Source organism: Streptomyces crystallinus (assembly GCF_039521265.1).
GTDB lineage: Bacteria > Actinomycetota > Actinomycetes > Streptomycetales > Streptomycetaceae > Streptomyces > Streptomyces crystallinus.
The window spans coordinates 355,989-377,326 of the sequence record NZ_BAAACA010000006.1 but is presented as its reverse complement, the minus strand read 5'-3'; the positions used below and the strand labels follow the sequence as shown (position 1 = coordinate 377,326).

Below are 21,338 nucleotides of genomic sequence, written 5' to 3'. Positions count from 1 at the left end.
CTTGTCTTGTGCTTGCTGTGCTGTTGAGCGGACCCGTGGGCCGTACGGTTCTCAGCCGGTGCCGAGGCCCAGCTCGTCCAGCGGGTCGGCCCACTCGATGACGTCCACCTGACGCGTGCCGCGCGACTGGACGACGAGGATCCGCGCACCGCGCGGCAGGGGCTCCTCGGACCAGGCGAGGAACGTCTCCGAACCGCCCCGCACCCGTACCAGGACCTCACCGGGTCCGCCGGAGCCGCGGGTTCCGACGAGCACTTCGCCGGTGCAGCCGATCACGGCGTCGTCCTGCTCCATCCCCCGACCGCCCCCCTCGTAGCCACGGGCCGGGCCCTCCAGGATCCGGGGCCGCCCACGCGTTCCGGACGTGCGACCGATCCGGACTTCCGACGATAGCTCCACCCCCTGGCGGAGCCCATCCTCGGGTACCTGACGGAGTCTGACGTTCGGATGCCAGAGCCCCTACACAACTGGCAAGTAATTTGCGAAATCTGACACAACCCTGAAACCAGAGTGTCTTGTTCGGCCAGAGCGGCACCAGGAGACTTGAGCCAAGATCTACCGCGCCGCGCCGGGCCCCACCCCGGAAGGGCGCCGGAAGCACCATGTGACACCCCGAGGCCGAGCTTCATGAACAAGGTGGGGCTGTTCCCCGGGACTGCCGGTCAGGCGGCGGCGAGCCGACCCACTCGCCGGGCCGCGTGACGGGCCGGCGGCGCCTGCGGGGATGCCCGTACGCCGCCCGAACGATCACTGCCAGGACGCCGCGGGGGCGTCCTCAGCATGTCTCGCTGGGAGAGTTCTTGATGATCACACGCAGAAATGCGATGAAGGCCGGCGTCGCGCTCACCGGTGCCGTGGGGGGCGCGGGACTGCTGCTTCCGGCGCTGAGCAGCGAGGCGCAGGCACAGACGGCGTCGGACATCGACCCGACCACCATCCCCAAGTTCGCGCAGGAGATGCCGGTTCCCGAGGTCACCAAGCCGGACCGCATATCGGGTACCACCGCGTACTACAGCTTTGAGATGCAGGAAGTCCAGACCGAGATCATCCCGGGCAAGCAGACGACCGTCCGCACCTTCGACGGGTACTTCCCCGGCCCGTGGATCAAGGCCTGCTCGGGCCACCGCGTGGTGGTCACCCAGAAGAACAACCTGCCCTCGCCGACCTCGATCCACCTGCACGGCGGGCATGTCCCGGAGTCCAGCGACGGCACGCCGATGGACCTCATCCAGCCGGGCGGCGAGAAGACCTACACGTACCCCAACAGCCAGCCCAACGCGAACCTGTGGTTCCACGACCACGCGCACCACGTCGAGTCGGAGAACGTCTTCCGCGGTCTGACCGGCTTCTACACGCTGATGGACCTGCCGGAGAAGGCGCTGGGGCTGCCGTCGGGCGCCTACGACATCCCGATCGCGATCCGGGACGCGCGCTTCGACGAGAACGGCCAGCTCATCTACCAGATGAACGACTTCCGCGGCCGCAACGTCATCCTCGCCAACGGCAAGGCCTGGCCGTACTTCGAGGTCGCGGCGCGCAAGTACCGCTTCCGGCTGTACAACACGGCCAACATGCGGTTCCTCACCCTGAAGCTGTCGGACGGCTCGACCGTCCAGCAGATCGGCGGCGACGGCGGCCTGCTGGAGGCCCCGGTGACCACCGACAAGATCTCGATCACCTCCGGTGAGCGCGCCGACGTCGTCATCGACTTCTCCAAGTACCCGGTGGGCACCAACGTGGAGATCGTCAACACGGAGAACGTGCCCGCGGGCGTGCCTCCCACGCCGGTGCTCCAGTTCCGGGTGACCCGCACGGCGGCGGACTACAGCCGGGTCCCGGCGAAGCTGCGGACGCTGCCCGCGCTGCCCGCGCCGACGGTCAACCGCAACGTCGTGCTGCGGGTGGACGAGAACTCCGCGGACGGCATGGGGTACATCGACGAGAAGGTCTACGACCACACCCGCGTCGACAACACCATCAAGTACGGCGACACCGAGGTGTGGACGGTCAGCAACGTCAACCAGCGGGTGCCGCACAACTTCCACATCCACCTGGTGCAGTTCCGGGTGCTGGAGCGCAACGGCGTCCCGGTGACGTCCGGGCCCGAGGCCGGCCTCAAGGACACGGTCCGGCTGATGCCGGGCGAGAAGATCAAGGTGCAGGCCACCTTCACCGGCTACCGCGGCAAGTACGTCTACCACTGCCACATGTTCGACCACGCGGCGATGGGCATGATGGCGACGATGGAAGTCGTCTGACGCCCACGGCCGAGCGGCGGGGGCCCACCGGGAGTCCTCCCGGGGCGCCCTCGCCCGCCCCAGGTACGGCCGTGTCGTGACCCCGCCCCCTGCTGGCTCCTGCGCCCCCGCCAGGCAGCCCGGAGGGTACCCATGGCAGCGGGCCGCGGTGCGGTCAGGGCGGCGGGCGGACCGGTTCTCCGGCTCCGCCCGCCGCCCGCCCAGTTCCCGCCCCTCGCAGGCTCGTTCACCGGTACGAGCGTGCTCATCGGTACGCGCCGTAGTGCGGCCGCCGCCCTTCCCTGGCGTCGGCGTAGAGCCGGAAGAAGCGGTCGCCGTAGACGGGGCTGTAGGTGATCTGGTGGTAGCGGGGGTCGGACTCCGGGACGTCCATGCCGCCGCCGTTGTAGCCGCCGACGTTCCCGATGATCTCGCCGGTCCCGGCGTCCCAGTCGACGTCGGAGAACCACGGACCGCCGGAGACGCCGCCCCACATCCCGGCGCACTCCACCCGCATCTGCCGGAACCCGGACAGCTGCCCCGACCGCGCCGAGCAGCGCACCGGTGTGTCCGCCGGGTTGCGTCCCACCCGGGGGTAGCCGAGCATCGTCACGTCCTGGCGGTAACCGGGGGTAGGGGCCAGGCGGTTGGCCCCGACGGCGTCCTGCGCGTCCCTGCCGTCGGGCGAGGGCGCCAGCCGGCCGAAGGCGTAGTCCAGGTCGGAGACGGCCCGCTTGCTGTTGCGCACGTACTGGTCGTCCACATACCAGTCGGTGACCCGGTAGAACCCGTACGGCTGGTCGGCCAGCGCGGCGCGCGAACGGTAGAGCGGGACGAACACGGCCCGCCCGCCCGCGCAGTGGCCCGCCGTCAGGACGAGGTCGTTCCCGCTGCTCTCCACCACGCTCGCCGAGCACTTGTGCGCGCGCATCTCCCCGGTCGTCGGGTCGGGGCCCGCGGAGGTGAACAGGACGCCGACGGAGGGGATCCCGGGGATGTGCTCGGCGCTCGGCATACCGGGCCCGGCGGCCGGGGGCCCGGGGGCGCCGCCGGGGTCGCCGTCCGGGCCGGGGCGCGCGGGGTCGGTGGCGGAGGCGATGCGCTCCTCGGTCCAGAAGCCGAGGACGTCGGCGTCCGACCAGCCGTCGGCCGCCGCCTCTTCTCCCGTACGTCCCGTGCCGGGCGCGTGCGCCGCGTCGGCGGGGGTCGGGCCGGTCAGCAGGAGTGCCCCCGAGGCTGCGGCGGCGAGCCCCAGCCGCAGCACCGGCCGCGGCCGTAGCCGCCGGGACCGCCGCGTGGTGAGAGTCATGGGCGGCATTCTGCCTGAATCGTCCCGGTATGCCGGTGAGGCTCAGCGGCGTGCGCAGCGGCGCTCGAAGGCCCGCCAGTCCGCCTCCAGCCGCCACTGGAGGGCTGCCTTGGGGCTGGCGGCGAGGAACGCCCGGCACCCGGCACCGGGCGCGCGGTCCGGGGCGGGGACGTCGGCGCGGCAGGGCGCGGCGAAGGTGTCGTACCGGTCCTGCTCCCGCCACAGGTTGGCCCCCTCGACGAAGGCGTGGTCCAGCGAGGCGCGCGCGGAGGTGCGCAAGTCCTCGATGCCGAGGCCCTGGTCGGTGACGCCCAGCCGGTAGACGTCGGTGAGGGTGCTGTGGCTGACACCCGGGTCGTCGGTGGCCAGGGCGAGCGGCACACCGGCGTCGAGATAGGTGTGCAGGGGGTGGCGCTCGCCCGTGACGCGGAGGATCTGGGCGTGGCTGATCAGGGGCGCCTCGACGAGGACGTGCCGCCGGCGCATCCGGGCCGCCAGCGCCCGGTGGTCGCGCTCGTGGACGAGGTCGACACCGTGGCCGACACGCTCGGCCCCGGCCAGGTCGACGGCCTGGGCGATATGGAAGGTGAGATCGCGGCCGGTGACGCCGTTCAGCCCCTCGACCAGCTCACCCGCGTGCAGGCTGACGTGCACGGTCGGGGAGCGGGACTTCAGGAAGCCGATCATCCTCATGTGCCGGGTGTAGTCCCGCAGCGCGATCGGCGCGTCCTCGGGCTGGACCATGTTGACGCCGACGACATGGCCGAGCCGGCGGCGGGCGAGCTCGAAGCCGAGGATCTGCTGGGCGAAGACGTGGCGGGCGGGCTGGGCGCGGCCGACCTGGTAGTCGAAGCGGATGACGACGGAACAGGCCGCCGGGGCGGGCACACGGCCGCAGCCGAGGAGGGTGCGGTAGCGCGTGAAGCTCTCGTCGTACGCGGCGGCGGCCTCCCGCACGATCCGCTGGAACCGGCGGTCCCGGGTCAGGGTGTGGTGGAACTCCGCCAGACCGGACGGCCCCGGGTCCGCCGGATGCAGCCGGTCGACCAGCCGCCGCAGCGGCTCGGCCGCCACGGTCACCAGCGTCTCCACATACGCGGTCCGCTCCCGTGCGGCGTCGCGGGCCACCTCTGCCAGCATGTCCGCGTCGTGACCCGTCTCGGCCTCGGCGAACTTCCCGAAGGTCGCGAAGAAGTGGTCGTGGCCGGGTTGCGGGTCGCCGTCCGGCGGCAGGACGAAGCCGAGCATCGACCAGGCCCGGACGACCTCGTCGTGGAACGGGCCGGGCCGCACGGCGTCCTGGGCGGGCCGCTGCCCCGAGGCACACGGCCGCGGGGAGACGACGTACGTGGTGGTGTCCACGCACTTGCGGTCGCGGGCGGCATAGGTGAGGAGCGACTCCGGGCGGACCGCGCCACCCAGATGGTGGTGCAGGTCGCCGCCCTTGGGCAGCTCGCGCAGCAGCCCGGCGAGCTCCCCCGGGCTGCGGGCGGCACGCTCCAACTCCAGCTGTGCCCCCGGCAGTTCGGCCGCCGCGCCCTGACTCCCCCAGGCTTGGCCGGACCCGGCGGCGGCCACCGGACCCGACCCGACGGCCAGCCCCAGGGCCGCCGTCCCGGCCAGCGCCGGCCACCACCGCGCGCGCACTGTCTTCCGCATACCCTGTCCCTCTCCCGCTCCCGGCCCCCATACTCACGGGCACCGCACCGCAACCACCCGACCCGTGCCCGCCGGACACCCGAGTGGCCGACACGCGGCGGTCGTCCCGGGCCGGGGAGCCGCCCGTGACTACGGTGATCCGCGTTCTGCGCCGTACGCCGAAGGGAAGGAGAACGTCCATGAAGATGCTGATCAACGTGGCCGAGACGGTCGTGGCGGACGCGCTGCGCGGGATGGCTGCCGCGCATCCCGAGCTGACCGTCGACGTGGAGAACCGGGTGGTCGTACGGCGGGACGCGCCGCTCGCCGGGAAGGTGGGGCTGGTGTCCGGGGGCGGGTCGGGGCACGAGCCGCTGCACGGCGGGTTCGTGGGGCGCGGGATGCTCGCCGCCGCGTGTCCGGGCGAGGTGTTCACCTCGCCGGTGCCGGACCAGATGGTGCGGGCCGCGGCCGCCGTGGACAGCGGGGCCGGGGTGCTGTTCGTCGTGAAGAACTACACCGGTGACGTGCTCAACTTCGACATGGCGGTGGAGCTCGCCGAGGACGAGGGCGTCCAGGTCGCCAAGGTGCTCGTCGACGACGACGTCGCCGTGACCGACAGCCTCTACACCGCCGGGCGGCGCGGCACCGGGGCCACCCTCTTCGTGGAGAAGATCGCGGGCGCGGCCGCCGAGGAGGGCGCGTCCCTGGAGCGGGTCGAGGCGATCGCCCGCCGGGTGAACGCGAGTTCACGCAGCTTCGGCGTGGCGCTCAGCGCCTGCACCACGCCCGCCAAGGGCGGCCCGACCTTCGACCTGCCGCCCGGCGAGCTGGAGCTCGGCGTCGGCATCCACGGCGAGCCGGGCCGGGAGCGGCGGGCCATGATGACCTCCCGGGAGATCGCGGACTTCGCCGTGGACGCCGTCCTGGAGGACCTGAAGCCGTCCAGCCCCGTGCTGCTGCTCGTCAACGGCATGGGAGCGACACCGCTCCTGGAGCTGTACGGGTTCAACGCCGAGGTGCACCGGGTGCTGGCCGAGCGGCGCGTCCCGGTGGCGCGCACCCTGGTGGGCAACTATGTGACCTCCCTCGACATGGCGGGCTGCTCGGTGACGCTGTGCCAGGCCGACGAGGAGCTGCTGCGGCTGTGGGACGCGCCGGTGTCCACGCCCGCGCTGCGGTGGGGCTGCTGAGCCGGTGCCCCCGCCCCGTACGACCGATCCGTACCCCCGAGGAGTGCTCGTGCTCGATGCTGCTTTCTTCCGCCGCTGGATGACCGCGACGGCCTCGGCCGTGGACCGGGAGGCGGCGCGGCTGACCGAACTGGACTCGGCCATCGGTGACGCCGACCACGGCGCCAACCTCCAGCGCGGCTTCACCGCCGTCACGGCCGTGCTGGAGAAGGAGGCCCCGGACACCCCCGGCGGCGTACTCGCCCTCGCCGGACGGCAGTTGATCTCGACCGTGGGCGGCGCCTCCGGACCGCTGTACGGGACGCTGCTGCGCCGTACCGGCAAGGCCCTCGGGGACCGGGCCGAGGTGAGCCGGGAGGAGTTCGCGGCGGCGCTGGGCGAGGGCGTGGCGGCGGTGGCGCAGCTCGGCGGGGCCGTCGCCGGGGACAAGACGATGCTGGACGCGCTGCTCCCGGCCGTCGAGGCGCTCGGGGAGTCGTTCGCGGCGGCGGGCGAGGCGGCGCGGGCCGGGGCGCTGGCGACCGTGCCGCTCCAGGCCCGCAAGGGCAGGGCCAGCTATCTGGGCGAGCGCTCGATCGGGCACCAGGACCCGGGCGCGACCTCGGCCGCGCTGCTCGTCGAGGCGCTGGCGGAGGCCGCCGCGTGAGCGCGGGCGGCGCCGACGGGCTCGTCGGGGTGGTGCTCGTCTCGCACAGCGCGGAGGTCGCCGCCGCCGTCGCCGCGCTCGCGACCGGCCTCGCAGGCGGCGGGGCGACCGCCCCGGTGGCGGCCGCGGGCGGCACCCCCGACGGCGGCCTCGGCACCAGCTCCGAGCTGATCGCCCGGGCGGCGGCGAGCGTCGACCGGGGCGCGGGGGTGGCGGTCTTGGTGGACCTGGGCAGCGCGGTGCTCACCGTGAAGGCGCTGCTCGCCGAGGGCGACGAGCTGCCGCCCGGGACCCGGCTGATCGACGCGCCCTTCGTCGAGGGCGCGGTGGCGGCCGTGGTGTCCGCCTCGGCCGGGGCTCCGCTGGACGCGGTGGAGGCGGCTGCCTCGGAGGCGTACGGCTACCGGAAGGTGTGAGCCGCGGCACAGCGGCGAGGGCCCGGCGGGAGACTCCCGCCGGGCCCTCGCACGTCCTGCCGGGCTCGGCGCGCGCCGGACGCGGGCGCCGAGACGTGAGCCCCGGCCCACGCCTTTATGCAACTTGTTGCACAACCGCTCTCCGTGCTCTACAACTGGAGCTGACGACACCGCCGTATCCGGAGGCCCCCCGATGAGCGACTACCCCCACCTGCTGAGCCCCCTCGACCTCGGCTTCACCACCCTGCCCAACCGGGTGCTGATGGGGTCCATGCACATCGGGCTCGAAGAGGCCGAGAACGGGTTCGAGCGGATGGCGGCCTTCTACGCCGAGCGGGCGCGCGGCGGGGTCGGCCTCATGGTCACCGGCGGTATCTCCCCGAACGACGCGGGCCGCCCGTACGAGGGCGGCGCCAAGCTCACCACCGAGGCGGAGGCGGCCCAGCACCGCACGGTCACCGACGCGGTGCACGCGGCGGGCGGCCGGATCGCGATGCAGATCCTGCACTTCGGCCGGTACGCCTACCACCAGGACCTGGTGGCGCCGAGCGCGATCCAGGCCCCGATCAGCCCCTTCGTACCGCACGCCCTGACCGACGACGAGGTCGAGCAGACCGTCGAGGACTTCGTGCGCGCGGCCGAGCTGGCCAAGTCGGCGGGCTACGACGGCGTCGAGATCATGGGCTCCGAGGGCTATCTGATCAACGAGTTCATCGCGGGCGCCGTGAACCGGCGCACCGACCGCTGGGGCGGTGGTTACGAGAACCGGATGCGCTTCCCCGTCGAGATCGTGCGCCGCACCCGCGAGCGCGTCGGCGCGGACTTCATCCTGATCTACCGGCTCTCCATGCTGGACCTGGTGCCCGGCGGCTCCACCCTGGAGGAGGTCGTCACGCTGGCGAAGGCCGTCGAGGCGGCCGGGGCGACCCTGATCAACACCGGCATCGGCTGGCACGAGGCCCGGATCCCGACCATCGCGACCTCGGTGCCGCGCGGCGCCTACACCTGGGTGACCAAGAAGCTGATGGGGTCGGTCTCCATCCCGCTGATCACCAGCAACCGCATCAACACCCCGGAGGTGGCGGAGCGGTTGCTCGCCGAGGGCCGGGCGGACATGGTGTCGATGGCGCGGCCGTTCCTGGCCGACCCGGAGTTCGTCGCCAAGGCCGCCGCCGGGCGCTCGGAGACCATCAACACCTGCATCGGCTGCAACCAGGCCTGCCTCGACCACACTTTCAGCGGGAAGATCACCTCCTGCCTGGTCAACCCGCGCGCCTGCCACGAGACCGAGCTGGTCCTCTCCCCCACCAAGCGCCGCAAGAGCCTCGCCGTGGTCGGCGCGGGCCCGGCCGGGCTGGCGTTCGCGGTCTCGGCGGCCGAGCGCGGCCACGCGGTCACCCTGTTCGACGCGGCGGCGGAGATCGGCGGCCAGCTGAACATCGCCAAGCGCGTCCCGGGCAAGGAGGAGTTCGACGAGACCCTGCGCTACTACCGTACGCAGCTCGAACTGCGCGGCGTGGACGTCCGGTTGAACACCACCGCCACCGTCGAGGAGCTCACCTCGGGCGGCTACGACGAGGTGGTCGTCGCCACCGGTGTGACGCCCCGCAGCCCCGAGATCCCCGGCTCCGACCACCCCAGTGTCGTCACCTACCTGGACGTGCTGCGCGACGGCGCGCCGGTCGGCGAGCGGGTCGCGATCGTCGGTGCGGGCGGCATCGGCTTCGACGTGGCCGAGTTCCTCACCGACGGCGGCGACGCGGCGAGCCTGGACCCCGAGACGTACTTCCGGCAGTGGGGCGTCGACACCTCCTACGGCGAGCGCGGCGGGCTGCGCGCGCCCGAGCGGCCCAAGCCGCCGCGCGCGGTGCACCTGCTCCAGCGCAAGACCTCCAAGGTCGGCGCGGGCCTCGGCAAGACCACGGGGTGGATCCACCGCACCGAACTGAAGCACCGGGGCGTGACCATGGTGGCGGGCGTCAGCTACGACCGCGTCGACGACGCCGGGCTGCACATCACCGTCGACGGCACCTCCACCGTGCTGCCGGTGGACACCGTCGTGCTGTGCGCGGGGCAGGAGCCGCGCCGCGACCTGTTCGAGGAGCTGACGGCGGCGGGCGCCACCGTGCATCTGATCGGGGGCGCGGACGTGGCCGCCGAACTGGACGCCAAGCGCGCCATCGACCAGGGCACCAGGCTGGCGGCGGCCCTCTGAGACCTGTCGGACCGGCCTCGCCCGGCGGAACCTAGGATGCGTCCATGTCCCTCCCGCACGCGATCCTGACCGCTCTGCTCGAAAAGCCCTCGTCGGGGCTTGAGCTGACCCGCCGGTTCGACAAGTCGTTCGGCTTCTTCTGGTCGGCGACGCACCAGCAGATCTATCGCGAGCTGGGCAAGCTGGAGCAGTCGGGTGCCATCCGCGCGCTGCCGTCCGAGACGCCGGCGCGCGGCCAGAAGAAGGAGTACGAGGTCCTGCCCGCGGGCCAGGCGGAGCTCGCCGCGTGGGCGTCCGCCGGGCAGGACCCGCGCGCCATGCGGGATCCGCTGCTGCTGCGGGTGCGGGCGGCGGCGGTGGTCGGCACGGCGGGCCTCCCCGCCGAGCTGCGCCGCCATCTCGCCCTGCACGAGCGGCAGTTGGAGCTGTACGAGGGAATCGAGCGGCGGGACTTCCCGCCGGAGCGCGACAGCGAGCAGGACCGGCTGCGCCATCTCGTGCTGCGCGGCGGCATCGAACTGGAGACGTTCTGGATCCGCTGGCTGACACAGGCACTGGAGACGGTGGACGGGGAGAGCGGGACCGGGGCGGAGTGAGACCGGAACGGAGAGGGGCGCAGGGATACCGGGACGGAGTGGGACCCGGCTGCCGGAGTGGCGCAGGAGCGCCGCCCCTACTGGCGTTGTATTCTACAACTAGCCAGTGAGAGGACCAGCCGTGCCCAGCCGAGACCAGTCGGTCACCACCATCCAGCGGGAGCTCACCGCGTTCGCCCGCCGCGCCCGGGCCGCCGCCGCGCGGATGCACCCGGAGCTGTCCCTGGTCTCCTTCACGCTGCTGTCCCACATGGAGGACCAGCAGGGGTGCCGCGCGACCGACCTCGCCGCGTACTACATGCTCGACAAGTCGACGATCAGCCGGCAGATCGCGGCCCTGGAGAAGCTGGGGTTCATCGAGCGCCGCACCGACCCGGCCGACCACCGCATCCAGCTGCTGCATCTGACCGCCGCCGGCACCGAGAAGCTCGCCGAGGCGGCGGTGCTGCGCCGGCACGCCTTCCACGAGCGCCTCGCGGACTGGGAGGAGGCCGACCTCGACCGGTTCGCCGCCTATCTGCTCCGCTACAACAGCGCCGCCGCCGACTTCAGCTGAGCCCGCGCGCGGTCAGCGGCCGCCCCCGCCGGGGGTGACCAGACCCGACTCGTACGCGAGCACCACCGCCTGGGCCCGGCTGGCCAGGTCCAGTTTGCTCATGGCCCGGTTCAGATGGGTCTTGACGGTCGCCTCGCTGATGAAGAGGTGGTCGGAGATCTCCAGGTTCGACAGTCCGCGCGCGGTGAGCTTGAGGACCTCGGTCTCCCGGGCGGTGAGCGCCTCCAGGTCCGACGACAGGTGCGGGGAGCACTCGGCGGGCCGCGCGAAGGACTCCACGAGCCGCCGGGTGACGCTCGGCGCGAAGAGGGTGTCACCGCCGCCCACCGCCGCGACCGCGGTGAGCAGCCGCTCCGGCCCCGCGTCCTTGAGCAGGAACCCGGACGCACCGGCCCGCAGCGCCGAGTACACGTACTCGTCGAGGTCGAACGTGGTCAGGATCAGGATGCGCGGCGCCGGATCCTCCGCCTGCGCCAGGATCCGCTCGGTGGCGGCGATCCCGCTCATCCCCGGCATCCGGATGTCCATCAGGATCACATCGGGGCGGGTCCGCGCCGCCTGCGCGACCGCCTCCTCGCCGTCGCTCGCCTCCCCGACGACGTCGATGCCCGCCGCCCGCAGCAGCGCGACCAGACCGGCCCGGACGAGGAACTGGTCGTCGACCACGAGTGCCCTGGTCATCGCAGCGCGTCTTCCCCCTGTGTCGTACGGTCTGTCATACGGCCCCGGTCAGGCGGTCGGCTGGGCCGAGGTCGGCAGCAGCAGCCGGACCTCGAAGCCGCCCCCGCTCCTCGGGCCTGTGCTGATCGTGCCGCCGTAGAGCTTGGCCCGTTCCCGCATCCCGATCAACCCATGTCCGCCACCCGATCGGTCGGCGACCGGATTCGCTCTCGTACTCTCGTTCACGACGGCGAGTGAGACATGGTTCCGCTGATAGGAGACTTCCACGGTCGTCCGGGCGCCGGGCGCGTGTTTCAGGACGTTGGTGAGCGCCTCCTGAGCCACCCGGTACGCGCACAGGTCCACACCGGGCGCGAGTGTCCGCTGCTCCCCCAGCACCCTCAGCTCCACCGGCAGACCCCCGGCCCGCAGCCGCTCCACCACGTCCGACAGCCGCGCGAGGCCCGGCATCGGGGCCGACGGCTCGCCGTCGAGGTCCTCGGCGCGCAGCACGTGCAGCATCCGCCGCAGCTCCTCCAGGGCCTCCTGGCTGGTGGCCGATATCGTGCCCAGCGCGCCGCGCGCGGTGGCCGGATCGGACTCGAAGACGAACCGCGCCAGCCCCGACTGGACCGAGATCACCGACATGTGGTGGGCGATGATGTCGTGCAACTCCCGGGCGATTCGGCCGCGTTCCTCCGCCACCTCACGTCTGGCCCGGGCCTCCTGCTCCTTGGCCAGCTGTTCGGCTAGCTTGCTGGAGCGGCGCGCCACCCGGCCGAACCGCCAGACCACGGCGGGCACCGCGAGGGACTGGACGACCACGGACGGCATGGCGTTGCTGCCGACCCGGAACCCGGCGAACAGCCAGACCGCGCCGAGGACGGCCGCGCAGGTCCCGGAGATCCGGGCGGGGCGGGTGGCGGCGACCGTATAGCAGGCGATCATGCCGCCGTAGCTGCCGACGACCGGCCAGTTCCCCAGCGCGATGTAGAGCGTCCAGGTCGCGATGACGAAGCCGCAGACCCCCACCGGCGCCTTGGAACGGAAGGCGCACGCCATGTTGATGACCACGGCGAGCGCGTATCCGACCAGGTCGAGCGGGGGTTGCCCCTGGCTCGAAGCCTCCCGTCCCAGCAGCACGGCGACACACGTCTGTGCCAGCGCGACGAGAACGTCGGCGGCAACGGGGCGGATCCGCATTACCGCAGCTTAGATGCAGGTCAGACGCGCGGCGTCAACCAGTCGCGGTGCACCCACTACCGCGGAAGTTGTAGCCGGACCCACTCCTTCCGCAGCGGTCCGAAACCCGTTTGTCACAGCCGTCCGCCGGTGCTGGAGTGAGCGCATGGACAACGACGACGTACTGGCCCTGTTCGACCGGCAGATGCGCGAGAACTCCCCGCCGGACGGCCCCGGCTCCCGGATCGAGCGGGTGGGCGGGGTCGTACGCCATGTGGGGCCCGATCCCGTCTGGAACGGCGTCCTCTGGTCGGACCTCGACGAGAGCGGCGCCGACCGCGAGATCGCCGGGCAGGTACGGCACTTCGCCTCGCTGGGGCGCGAGTTCGAGTGGAAGCTGTACGCCCACGACACCCCGGCCGACCTCGGTGAACGGCTGCTCGCCGCCGGGTTCACGGCGGAGCCCGCCGAGGCCCTGATGGTGGCCGAGGCCAAGGACCAGCTGGGCGTGCCGGACCTTCCCGAGGGTGTCGAGCTGGTGCCGGTGACGGACGCGGCCGGGGTCGCGCTGATGAAGGACGCGCACGAGCAGGCGTTCGGCAAGGACGCCTCCCGGCTCGCCCGGCGCATCGGGCTCCAGCTCGCCGAGGCGCCCGAGACCCTGGTCGCGGTGGTGGCGCTGGCGGACGGGGTGCCGGTGAGCGCGGCCCGGATGGAGCTGCTCCCCGGTACCGAGTTCGCCGGGCTCTGGGGCGGCGGCACCGCCGAGGCGTGGCGCGGCCGGGGTATTTACCGGGCCCTCGTCTCCTACCGCGCCCGCGTCGCGGTCGAGCGGGGCTACCGCTTCCTCCAGGTCGACGCCTCCGACCAGAGCGAGCCCATCCTGCGCCGCCTGGGCTTCGTCCGGCTGAGCACGACCACGCCGTACGTCCGTCGGCCGTAGCGGGGCCCGCTGGCCTGTCCGGGTGACGCCGGGCCCAGCGACGTCCCGGGCCCTACCGCCAGGGCCCGATCAGCCAGCACACTGGTCGCCATGGCCGTGAAACGCAGCGCGGGTCTCCTGCTCCACCGGACCGCACCGACCGGCGTCGAAGTGCTGATCGGACACATGGGCGGCCCGTTCTGGGCCGGCCGGGACGAGGCCGCCTGGTCGATCCCCAAGGGCGAGTACGGCCCACAGGAGCTGCCGCAGGCGGCGGCGCTGCGCGAGTTCGAGGAGGAGCTGGGGCTGCCCGCCCCCGAGGGCACCCCGGTGCCGCTCGGGGAGGCGCGGCAGGCCAACGGCAAGGTGGTCGCCGTCTGGACGCTGGAGGCCGACCTCGATCTGACGGGCGTGGTCCCCGGCACCTTCACCATGGAGTGGCCCCGGGGCTCGGGCGTGCAGCGGGAGTTCCCCGAGATGGACCGGTTCGCCTGGCTCGCGCCCGAGGAGGCGTCGCCCCGGCTGGTGGCCGGGCAACGCGTCTTCCTTGAACGGCTGGCCGAGCATCTGCGGGGCTCCTGAGCGGGCCGGCCCCGGCCGGTCAGGCCGCGCGCGGGGCGCGGCGGCGGTGGCCCGCGATGATCTCGGCGTAGTGGCGGCCGCTGCCCTTGACCGTGCGCTTCTGGGTGGCGTAGTCGACGTGCACCAGGCCGAACCGCTTGTCGTAGCCGTACGCCCACTCGAAGTTGTCCAGGAGCGACCAGGCGTAGTACCCGGCGAGCGGGGCGCCCCCGCGGGCGGCGCGGGCGCATGCCGCCAGGTGTGCGCGCAGGTACGCGACGCGCTCGGGGTCGTGGACCGTGCCGTCGGGCCGTACGGTGTCGGGGTAGGCCGAGCCGTTCTCGGTGACGTAGAGGCGGCGCGCCCCGTAGTCGTCGGTCAGCCGCGTCAGCAGGGCCTCGATGCCGCTCGCGTCGATCTCCCAGTCCATGCCGGTGCGCGGCAGCCCGGGGCGCGGGACCTGGCGGGCGAACGGGTGGGGGCCGTGCGGGTCGTCGGCGACACGCACCCCGAAGTAGTAGTTGAGGCCCAGCCAGTCGAGCGGCTCGGCGATGGCGTCGAGGTCGCCGGGGCGCTCGGGCAGGTCGACCCCGTACACCTCCCGCATGTCGGCGGGGAAGCCCCGGCCGTGCACCGGGTCGAGCCACCAGCGGTTGGTGTGGCCGTCGGCCCGGCGGGCGGCGGCGAGGTCGGCCCGGGACGCGGAGGCGGGCTCGACGGTCGAGAGGTTGTTGACGATGCCGACCTGGGCGCCGGGGGCCGCGGCGCGCAGCGCCCGGGTGGCCAGTCCGTGGCCCAGCAGCAGGTGGTAGGAGGCGCGGACGGCGGCCGTGATGTCGCTCAGGCCCGGGGCCATCCGCCCTTCGAGGTGGCCGATCCAGGCCGAGCAGAGCGGCTCGTTGAGGGTGGCCCACAGCGGGACGCGGTCGCCGAGCGCCTTGGCCGCGACCTCGGCGTACGCGGCGAAGTGCTCGGCGGTCTCCCGGGCGGGCCAGCCGCCCCGGTCCTGGAGGGCCTGGGGCAGGTCCCAGTGGTAGAGCGTGGCGTTGGGGGTGATCCCGGCCTCCAGCAGGGCGTCGACCAGGCGGGAGTAGAAGTCGAGGCCCGCCCGGTTCACCGGCCCGTCGCCGCCCGGCAGGATGCGCGGCCAGGCGAGCGAGAAGCGGTACGAGGTGACGCCGAGCTCCTTCATCAGCGCGATGTCCTCACGCCAGCGGTGGTAGTGGTCGCAGGCGGTGTCGCCGTGGTGGCCGCCGTCGACCTTCCCCGGGGTGTGCGAGAAGGTGTCCCAGATCGAGGGGGCTCGGCCGTCCTCGGCCACGGCCCCCTCGATCTGGTACGCGGAGGTGGCCACGCCCCAGGCGAAGTCCTCCGGGAGGGCGGCGAGGTCGATGGGCTCGGTCACGGATGTCCTTTCACAGCAGTCGGTCTGACGACTCGTCACTTCACCGCGCCGGCGGTCAGCCCGGCCACGAGATAGCGCTGGAGCAGCAGGAACCCGGCGACCACCGGCACGCTGACGACCAGCGAGGCGGCCATGACCTGGTTCCAGTACACGTCGTTCTGGGTGGCGTAGCCCTGGAGGCCCACGGCGAGGGTGCGGGTGGTGTCGTCGGTCATCACGGAGGCGAACAGGACCTCGCCCCACGCGGTCATGAACGCGTACACCGCGACCGCCACGATCCCCGGGACCGCCGCCGGGACCACCACGCGCACCAGCGCGCCCAGCGGCCCGCAGCCGTCGACCAGCGCCGCCTCGTCGAGGTCGCGCGGGACCGAGTCGAAGTAGCCGATGAGCATCCAGATGGAGAAGGGCAGCGAGAAGGTGAGATAGGTGAGGACGAGCCCGCCGCGCGAGCCGTACAGGGCGACCCCGGTGGTGTTGCCGACGTTGACGAAGATCAGGAACAGCGGCAGCAGGAAGAGGATCCCGGGGAACATCTGCGTGGACAGCACGGTCACGGTGAACACGCGCTTGCCGCGGAAGCGGTAGCGGCTCACCGCGTACGCCGCGAGGATCGCCACCACGACCGACAGCACGGTCGCCGAACCCGCCACGACCAGCGAGTTCACGAAGTACTTGGCGAGCGGGACGGTCTTCCAGATGTCCAGGTAGGGGCGGACGGTCAGCTTGCCCGGCAGCCAGCGGAACCGGCCCGACACGTCCTGGAGCGGCTTGAGGGAGCTGCTGGCCATCACGTACACCGGCAGCAGCACGAAGCCGGTGAGCAGGGTCAGGAAGACCCGGCGGGCCCACACGAAGGAGCGGGGCGCGGCGGTGGGACTCGCGCTAGGCATCGGCGGACTTCCTTCCCCGCGAGGTCAGGAGCAGATAGCCGGCCGTCACCACGAGCAGGAAGAGCAGCAGCAGCACCGACATCGCGGCGCCCGTGCCGAAGTTCCAGGTGACGAACGACGACTGGTAGATGTGGAGGGAGATGAGGTCGGCGGATTTCGGCGCCGAGCGCCCGAACAGCACGTACGGCGTGTTGAAGTCGTTGAACGTCCACAGGAACAGCACCAGGACGAGGACCTGGTTGACCGGGCGCAGCGAGGGCAGGGTGATCCGGCGGATCCGCTGCCACATCCCGGCGCCGTCGATGGCCGCGGCCTCGTACAGCTCCTGGGGGATGTTCTGGAGCCCGGCCGTCACCACCAGGAAGGCGAACGGCCAGCCCTTCCAGACCGAGACGGTGAGCAGCGCGTAGAAGCTGTTGTCGCCGATCAGCCAGAAGGCGCGGTCGCCGCCGAGCCCGAGCTGGTCGTGCAGCACGTGGTTCACCAGCCCGTTGTCGCGCTGGAACATGAAGGCCCAGGTGATGACGGCCGCGTAGACCGGCAGGGCGTACGGGACGAGGAACACCGCGCGCAGCAGGCCCCGGCCGCGGAAGGCGTCCTGCGTGAAGACGGCCGCCGTGGTGCCCAGCAGCCAGCACAGGGTGACCGAGGCCACCGTGAACAGACAGGTGGTGACGAAGGAGTCGAGGAGGTCCTTGCCCACAGGGGCCGAGAAGTCGACGGAGATCCTGTAGTTGTCGAGGCCGGCCCAGGGCGCGCTCGTCCAGTCCCGGATGAAGAACTGGGTGAGCGTCTTGAAGCTCATCACCGCGCCGATGACCATCGGCAGCAGGTGGATGAGGAGTTCGAGGGCGAGGGCGGGGAGCAGCAGCAGATAGGGCAGGCCCGCCTTGCGGATCCGGCCGGGGGCGCGGGGGCTTCGGCGGCGGGCCTTCGGTGGCCCGGCCCGCCCGCCGCGCTCCGGCGGCTGCGCCGTGTCGACGGCGAGGGGTGCTGGGGTCGGCGGCGTCACGGGGGCGCTCACTTCGGCATCTGCTGCTGGGCCTTGGTGAGGGCCGCCCGCACCGACTCGGTGGTGACCGCGCGGCCCGCCGCCGCGTCGGCCCACAGGCTCTTGACGGCGGTGCCGACGGCCGTCTCGAACTGGGACTCCTCGGGGACCTGCGGCAGCGGGGCGGCGCTCTTGAGCAGGGTGTCCTTGAGCACCGAGGTGTCGGGGGCGGCGAAGGCGGGGTCGGCCTGTGCGGCCTTGACCGGGGGGATCGAGCCGTAGGTCCGGTTGAGGAGCTTCTGCTCCTCGTCGCTGGTCATGAACTCCACGAACTTCAGGGCGCCGTCGCGGTTGTGGGTGTTCTTGAAGACGGCGATGTTGATGCCCGCGACCATCGAGTTGACGTTCCTGGCCGAGTCCGGGGTCCCGGCCGGGACGGGCACCGGCGCGACGCCCCACTCCTCGGGCTTCATGCCCTGCGCGGCGAAGGTGGAGGCGGCCGCCTGCCACAGCACCATGGCGGTCTTCCCGGTGGAGAAGTCGCGCAGCGACTGGTTCTGGGCGTACTCCGCGTTGCCCGGCGCGACGATCTTGTCCTTGGCCATGAAGTCGACGTACTGCTTCACCGCGGCGACCGCGCCGTCCGAGGTGAAGGCGGGCTTCCCGGCGGCGTCGAAGAACTCCACGCCGTGCTGTCTGCCCAGCACGAACACCTGGTGGATGTTGTTGGCGAGGTTGGCGCCCTCGGCGCCAAGACCCCACGTGCCGTCCTTGGACAGCCGCTTGCCGTCCGCGACCAGCTCGTCCCAGGTCGCGGGCGGCTTCGCTATGCCCGCGTCGGCGAACATCTTCTTGTTGTAGTAGAGGGCATACGAGAGCGAGTACAGCGGGACGGCCGCCGGGTCCTTTCCCTGGGCGCCGGCGGCGGCCACCGCGGAGTCCGTGAACCTGGCCCGGCCGCCGATCGCGTCGAACGCCGACCGGTCCCACGCGAGGAGCGCGCCGGTGGCCTGGAGCGAGGCGGACCAGGTGTTGCCGATGTTGAGCACGTCCGGCCCCAGGCCGGAGGTGGTGGCGGCGAGGATGCGGTTGAGCAGGTCGGACCAGGGGACGACCTCCAGCTTGACCTTGATCCCGCTTCGCTGCTCGAACTTCTTGAGCTCGGCGGTCAGGATCTTCTTGTCGGCCTCGATGTTCGGCCCCTGGTTGGACGCCCAGTACGTCAGGGACTTCGGGGAGCCGTTGCCGCCTCCGCCCGTGTCGGAGCCGCCGCAGCCACTCGCGGTGGCGACGAGAGCGGTGAGGGTCGCGAAGGCAGCCGCGGCTCGGAGTCTGCGCATGACGGGATCGCCCCTTTCCGGGGTTCCAGAGGTGGCCGGGTTCAGGTCCTGAACGGACTCACGCCTTAATTTAGGACGTGAGTTAAGACCCGAGAGAAGGTCGCGTCAAGGCCCCGCGCGACGGTATGTTGCACGCAGGGAGGGAGCCATATGGCCATGCCGAACAGACGAACCGTTCGCGACCTGCGGCGCGACAACCGGACCGCGGTATTGCAACGGTTGTATTTCGACGGCCCGATGAGCCGTCAGGCGCTGGGTCCGGCCACCGGGTTGAGTTCAGGATCCATCAGCAACGTGGTCACCGAGCTCGCCGCCGAGGGGCTCCTGGAGGACGCGGGCGTGGTCGACTCGGACGGCGGCCGCCCGCGCACCCTGCTCCGCGTCACCCGCGACAGCGGCCACCTCATCGGCGTGGACGTCGGCGAGACCCGCGTCCGCGTCGAGCTCTTCGACCTGATGATGAGCGAACTGGCCCGCGCGGAGCTGACGTTGGCGGCGGACGGCTACGACGTCGGCCACGTCGTCGCCCTCATCCGCGACGGGGTCGCCGCCGTGCTGCGCGACGCCGCTCTCGCGCCCGAGCGGCTGCTCGGCATCGGCGTCGGGGTCCCGGGCATCGTCGACCGCAGCGGCGCCGAGGGCGCGGTGGTGCACGGGCAGACCGTCGGCTGGGACGCCGTCCCGCTGGAGGCGCTGCTGCGCGGCGCCCTCGCGGACGAACTCCCGCCGGGCTTCGGCCTCTTCGTGGAGAACGGCGCCAAGACGCTGGGCCAGGCCGAGATGTGGTTCGGCGGCGGGCGCGGCGCCCGGAACGCGGTGATCGTGCTGCTCGGCTCGGGCGTCGGCGCGTGCATCGTCTCCGACGGGCAGATCTACGGGGGCGCCCACAGCAGCGCCGCCGAGTGGGGCCACACCACGGTCCATGTGCGCGGCCGGCGCTGCCGGTGCGGGGCGCCGGGCTGTCTGGAGGCGTACGCGGGGGCAAAGGCCCTGGTCGCCCGCTGGCGCGAGGCGGGCGCCGCCCTGCCGGAGGGCATCGAGGAGGAGGCGGCGGTGACGGCGCTGCTGGCGGCGGCCTGTCCCCAGGGAGCCGCCGGGGAGGCGGACGCCTGCGCCGAGGCGCACGACCCCGTGGCGCGGGCCGTGCTCGACGAGACCGCCGAGTACCTCGGCGCCGGGCTCTCCGACCTCATCAACCTCTACAACCCCGAGCGCATCCTGGTCGGCGGCTGGGCGGGGCTCCAACTCGGCCCGTACATCCTGGAGTCGGTCCGGGCACACGCCACCGCGTACGCGCTGCGCCACCCCGCCGAGCGCGTCAGCGTCGAGCTCGGGCGGCTCGGGCCGGACGCCGTCACCGTCGGCGCGGCCACCCTGCCGCTGGCCGACTTCTTCGCGCGCGGCGGCCACCGCGCACCGGCCGGCGACGCCCCGCCCGTCCCCGAGCAGCCCGGCTGGCGGACCGCGGTCGAGGAGCGCACCGCCCGCTGACGGCCGCCCCGGGGCTCAGGCCGACTCCCGTACCACCAGCTCGGGTGCGAAGACGACCGAGGTCACCGGGCGCTCGGGGGTCTCGATGTGCTCCTGGAGCAGTCGGGCCATCTCCGCCGCCATGTCCTCCACGGGCTGGCGCACGGTGGTGAGGCCGAGGCGCCCGGAGGTCGCCGCCGCGCTGTCGTCGAAGCCCACCACGGCGACGTCGTCGGGGATCCGTCTGCCGTGCTCCCCCAGCACCTGGCAGGCGCCCCGCGCCATCACGTCGTTGCCGACGAACACCCCGTCCACGTCCGGGTGTTCGGCGAGCAGGCGCGCCATCGCCTCCTCGCCGCTGCGCTGGGTGAACCGGCCCTCGACGATGGGCACGTACGGCTGCCCCCGGCGCGCCATCGCGTCCCGGAACCCGGAGAGCCGGTCCTGGCCCGCCGGCACGTCCAGCGGCCCGGTGATCGTGGCGGCCCGCCGGCACCCCCGGGCCACCAGGTGCTCGGCTGCCAGCCGTCCCCCGTCCGCGTGGGCCAGGTCGACATGGCTGAGCGGCACCGGCCGGGCCGGGCGCGCGAAGAGCACGGCGGGCAGCCCGGCGGCGGCGACCAGCGCGGGCAGGGGGTCCTCGCCGTGCGCCGACACGATCAGGGCGCCGTCGGCGCTGCCCTGGCGCAGATACCCGAGCACCTGCTCCCGTTCGGCGGGCGTCTCCGCGAACATCAGCACCGGATGCGTGGCGCGGGGCCGCAGGAAGCCGACGACGCCGGCGACCACCCGGCCGAAGAACGGGTCGGCGAAGACCCGGGCGGCGAACGCGTCCGGCCCGTCGTGCCCGGCGCAGCCGCCGTCGACGCCCGACACCACCAGGGCGATGGTCCCGGCCCGCCGGGTGACGAGCGCGCGGGCGGCGCGGTTGGGCGCGTACCCGGTGGCCACGACGGCCCGCCGCACGGCCTCCTGGATACCGGGGTCGACGTTGCGGACGCCGTTGACGACGCGGGAGACCGTCGCCCGCGAGACCCCGGCGACCCGCGCCACGTCCTCAAGCGTGGGCGCCCCGGCGTGCTCCCGCAGATCTCCGCTCATGGCGGCA

General features: G+C 72.8%; 20 protein-coding genes. 10 read left to right on the top strand and 10 right to left on the bottom strand.

The window, feature by feature from the left end; translation table 11 throughout:
- Nucleotides 1-51 precede the first annotated feature (51 nt).
- A complete protein-coding gene (locus ABD236_RS05610; RefSeq protein ID WP_344070761.1) occupies nt 52-294 on the bottom strand; it encodes a hypothetical protein in 243 nt (80 codons plus the stop codon).
- A 509-nt stretch (nt 295-803) separates the two neighbouring features.
- On the opposite strand from ABD236_RS05610, the gene ABD236_RS05605 reads away from it, so the two are divergent.
- Nucleotides 804-2,258: a multicopper oxidase family protein gene (locus ABD236_RS05605; protein ID WP_344070759.1), complete on the top strand. Its 1,455-nt coding sequence runs from the start codon at nt 804-806 to the stop codon at nt 2,256-2,258.
- 244 nt (nt 2,259-2,502) lie between these two features.
- Here the strand turns inward: ABD236_RS05605 and ABD236_RS05600 are convergent, their stop codons facing one another.
- Together ABD236_RS05600 and ABD236_RS05595 are read right to left on the bottom strand one after the other, a co-directional pair.
- The gene (locus tag ABD236_RS05600) at nt 2,503-3,546 is read right to left on the bottom strand and encodes a trypsin-like serine peptidase (protein WP_344070757.1); all 1,044 of its coding nucleotides are present in this window, start codon (nt 3,544-3,546) and stop codon (nt 2,503-2,505) included.
- Between the two features lie 42 nt (nt 3,547-3,588).
- Nucleotides 3,589-5,205, bottom strand: coding sequence for an adenosine deaminase (locus tag ABD236_RS05595; protein WP_344070754.1), 1,617 nt, complete (start codon nt 5,203-5,205; stop codon nt 3,589-3,591).
- Nucleotides 5,206-5,384: 179 nt separating this feature from the next.
- On the opposite strand from ABD236_RS05595, the gene dhaK reads away from it, so the two are divergent.
- From dhaK to ABD236_RS05565, 6 genes are all read left to right on the top strand, one after another.
- A complete protein-coding gene (dhaK, locus tag ABD236_RS05590; RefSeq protein WP_344070752.1) occupies nt 5,385-6,377 on the top strand; it encodes a dihydroxyacetone kinase subunit DhaK in 993 nt (330 codons plus the stop codon).
- Between the two features lie 49 nt (nt 6,378-6,426).
- Entirely contained in the window at nt 6,427-7,023 is a 597-nt protein-coding gene (dhaL, locus tag ABD236_RS05585; protein WP_344070750.1) for a dihydroxyacetone kinase subunit DhaL, read from the top strand.
- Nucleotides 7,020-7,439, top strand: a complete 420-nt coding sequence (locus ABD236_RS05580) for a PTS-dependent dihydroxyacetone kinase phosphotransferase subunit DhaM (protein WP_344070748.1) — start codon at nt 7,020-7,022, stop codon at nt 7,437-7,439. Before dhaL ends, ABD236_RS05580 begins: the two co-directional genes overlap by 4 nt.
- Before the next feature lie 193 nt (nt 7,440-7,632).
- The gene (locus tag ABD236_RS05575) at nt 7,633-9,654 is read left to right on the top strand and encodes an oxidoreductase (protein ID WP_344070746.1); all 2,022 of its coding nucleotides are present in this window, start codon (nt 7,633-7,635) and stop codon (nt 9,652-9,654) included.
- Between the two features lie 44 nt (nt 9,655-9,698).
- Nucleotides 9,699-10,250, top strand: a complete 552-nt coding sequence (locus tag ABD236_RS05570) for a PadR family transcriptional regulator (RefSeq protein ID WP_344070744.1) — start codon at nt 9,699-9,701, stop codon at nt 10,248-10,250.
- 121 nt (nt 10,251-10,371) lie between these two features.
- Nucleotides 10,372-10,806, top strand: coding sequence for a MarR family winged helix-turn-helix transcriptional regulator (locus tag ABD236_RS05565; protein ID WP_344070742.1), 435 nt, complete (start codon nt 10,372-10,374; stop codon nt 10,804-10,806).
- A 12-nt stretch (nt 10,807-10,818) separates the two neighbouring features.
- Here the strand turns inward: ABD236_RS05565 and ABD236_RS05560 are convergent, their stop codons facing one another.
- On the bottom strand, nt 10,819-11,487 hold the full coding sequence (locus ABD236_RS05560; protein WP_344070740.1) for a response regulator: 669 nt from the start codon (nt 11,485-11,487) through the stop codon (nt 10,819-10,821).
- 48 nt (nt 11,488-11,535) lie between these two features.
- Entirely contained in the window at nt 11,536-12,669 is a 1,134-nt protein-coding gene (locus tag ABD236_RS05555; protein ID WP_344070738.1) for a sensor histidine kinase, read from the bottom strand.
- A 145-nt stretch (nt 12,670-12,814) separates the two neighbouring features.
- Here ABD236_RS05555 and ABD236_RS05550 point away from each other — a divergent pair, with 145 nt between their 5' ends.
- Both ABD236_RS05550 and ABD236_RS05545 read left to right on the top strand, forming a co-directional pair.
- A complete protein-coding gene (locus ABD236_RS05550; RefSeq protein WP_344070736.1) occupies nt 12,815-13,591 on the top strand; it encodes a GNAT family N-acetyltransferase in 777 nt (258 codons plus the stop codon).
- 90 nt (nt 13,592-13,681) lie between these two features.
- Nucleotides 13,682-14,152, top strand: coding sequence for an NUDIX hydrolase (locus ABD236_RS05545; RefSeq protein WP_344070734.1), 471 nt, complete (start codon nt 13,682-13,684; stop codon nt 14,150-14,152).
- Between the two features lie 19 nt (nt 14,153-14,171).
- Here the strand turns inward: ABD236_RS05545 and ABD236_RS05540 are convergent, their stop codons facing one another.
- The 4 genes from ABD236_RS05540 to ABD236_RS05525 are packed head-to-tail and all read right to left on the bottom strand — an operon-like array spanning nt 14,172 to nt 18,760.
- Nucleotides 14,172-15,536 (bottom strand): GH1 family beta-glucosidase, encoded by a 1,365-nt coding sequence (locus ABD236_RS05540; RefSeq protein WP_344070732.1) that lies wholly within the window; start codon nt 15,534-15,536, stop codon nt 14,172-14,174.
- A 35-nt stretch (nt 15,537-15,571) separates the two neighbouring features.
- Nucleotides 15,572-16,429 (bottom strand): carbohydrate ABC transporter permease, encoded by an 858-nt coding sequence (locus tag ABD236_RS05535; RefSeq protein WP_344070730.1) that lies wholly within the window; start codon nt 16,427-16,429, stop codon nt 15,572-15,574.
- The gene (locus tag ABD236_RS05530) at nt 16,422-17,441 is read right to left on the bottom strand and encodes a carbohydrate ABC transporter permease (protein WP_344070728.1); all 1,020 of its coding nucleotides are present in this window, start codon (nt 17,439-17,441) and stop codon (nt 16,422-16,424) included. The genes ABD236_RS05535 and ABD236_RS05530 overlap by 8 nt, the downstream gene beginning before the upstream one ends.
- An 8-nt stretch (nt 17,442-17,449) precedes the next feature.
- Nucleotides 17,450-18,760, bottom strand: a complete 1,311-nt coding sequence (locus ABD236_RS05525; protein ID WP_344070726.1) for an ABC transporter substrate-binding protein — start codon at nt 18,758-18,760, stop codon at nt 17,450-17,452.
- A gap of 150 nt (nt 18,761-18,910) precedes the next feature.
- On the opposite strand from ABD236_RS05525, the gene ABD236_RS05520 reads away from it, so the two are divergent.
- The gene (locus tag ABD236_RS05520) at nt 18,911-20,251 is read left to right on the top strand and encodes an ROK family transcriptional regulator (protein ID WP_344070724.1); all 1,341 of its coding nucleotides are present in this window, start codon (nt 18,911-18,913) and stop codon (nt 20,249-20,251) included.
- A 15-nt stretch (nt 20,252-20,266) separates the two neighbouring features.
- Here ABD236_RS05520 and ABD236_RS05515 read toward each other — a convergent pair whose 3' ends face one another.
- Nucleotides 20,267-21,331: a LacI family DNA-binding transcriptional regulator gene (locus tag ABD236_RS05515; protein WP_344070722.1), complete on the bottom strand. Its 1,065-nt coding sequence runs from the start codon at nt 21,329-21,331 to the stop codon at nt 20,267-20,269.
- Nucleotides 21,332-21,338: the final 7 nt, after the last annotated feature.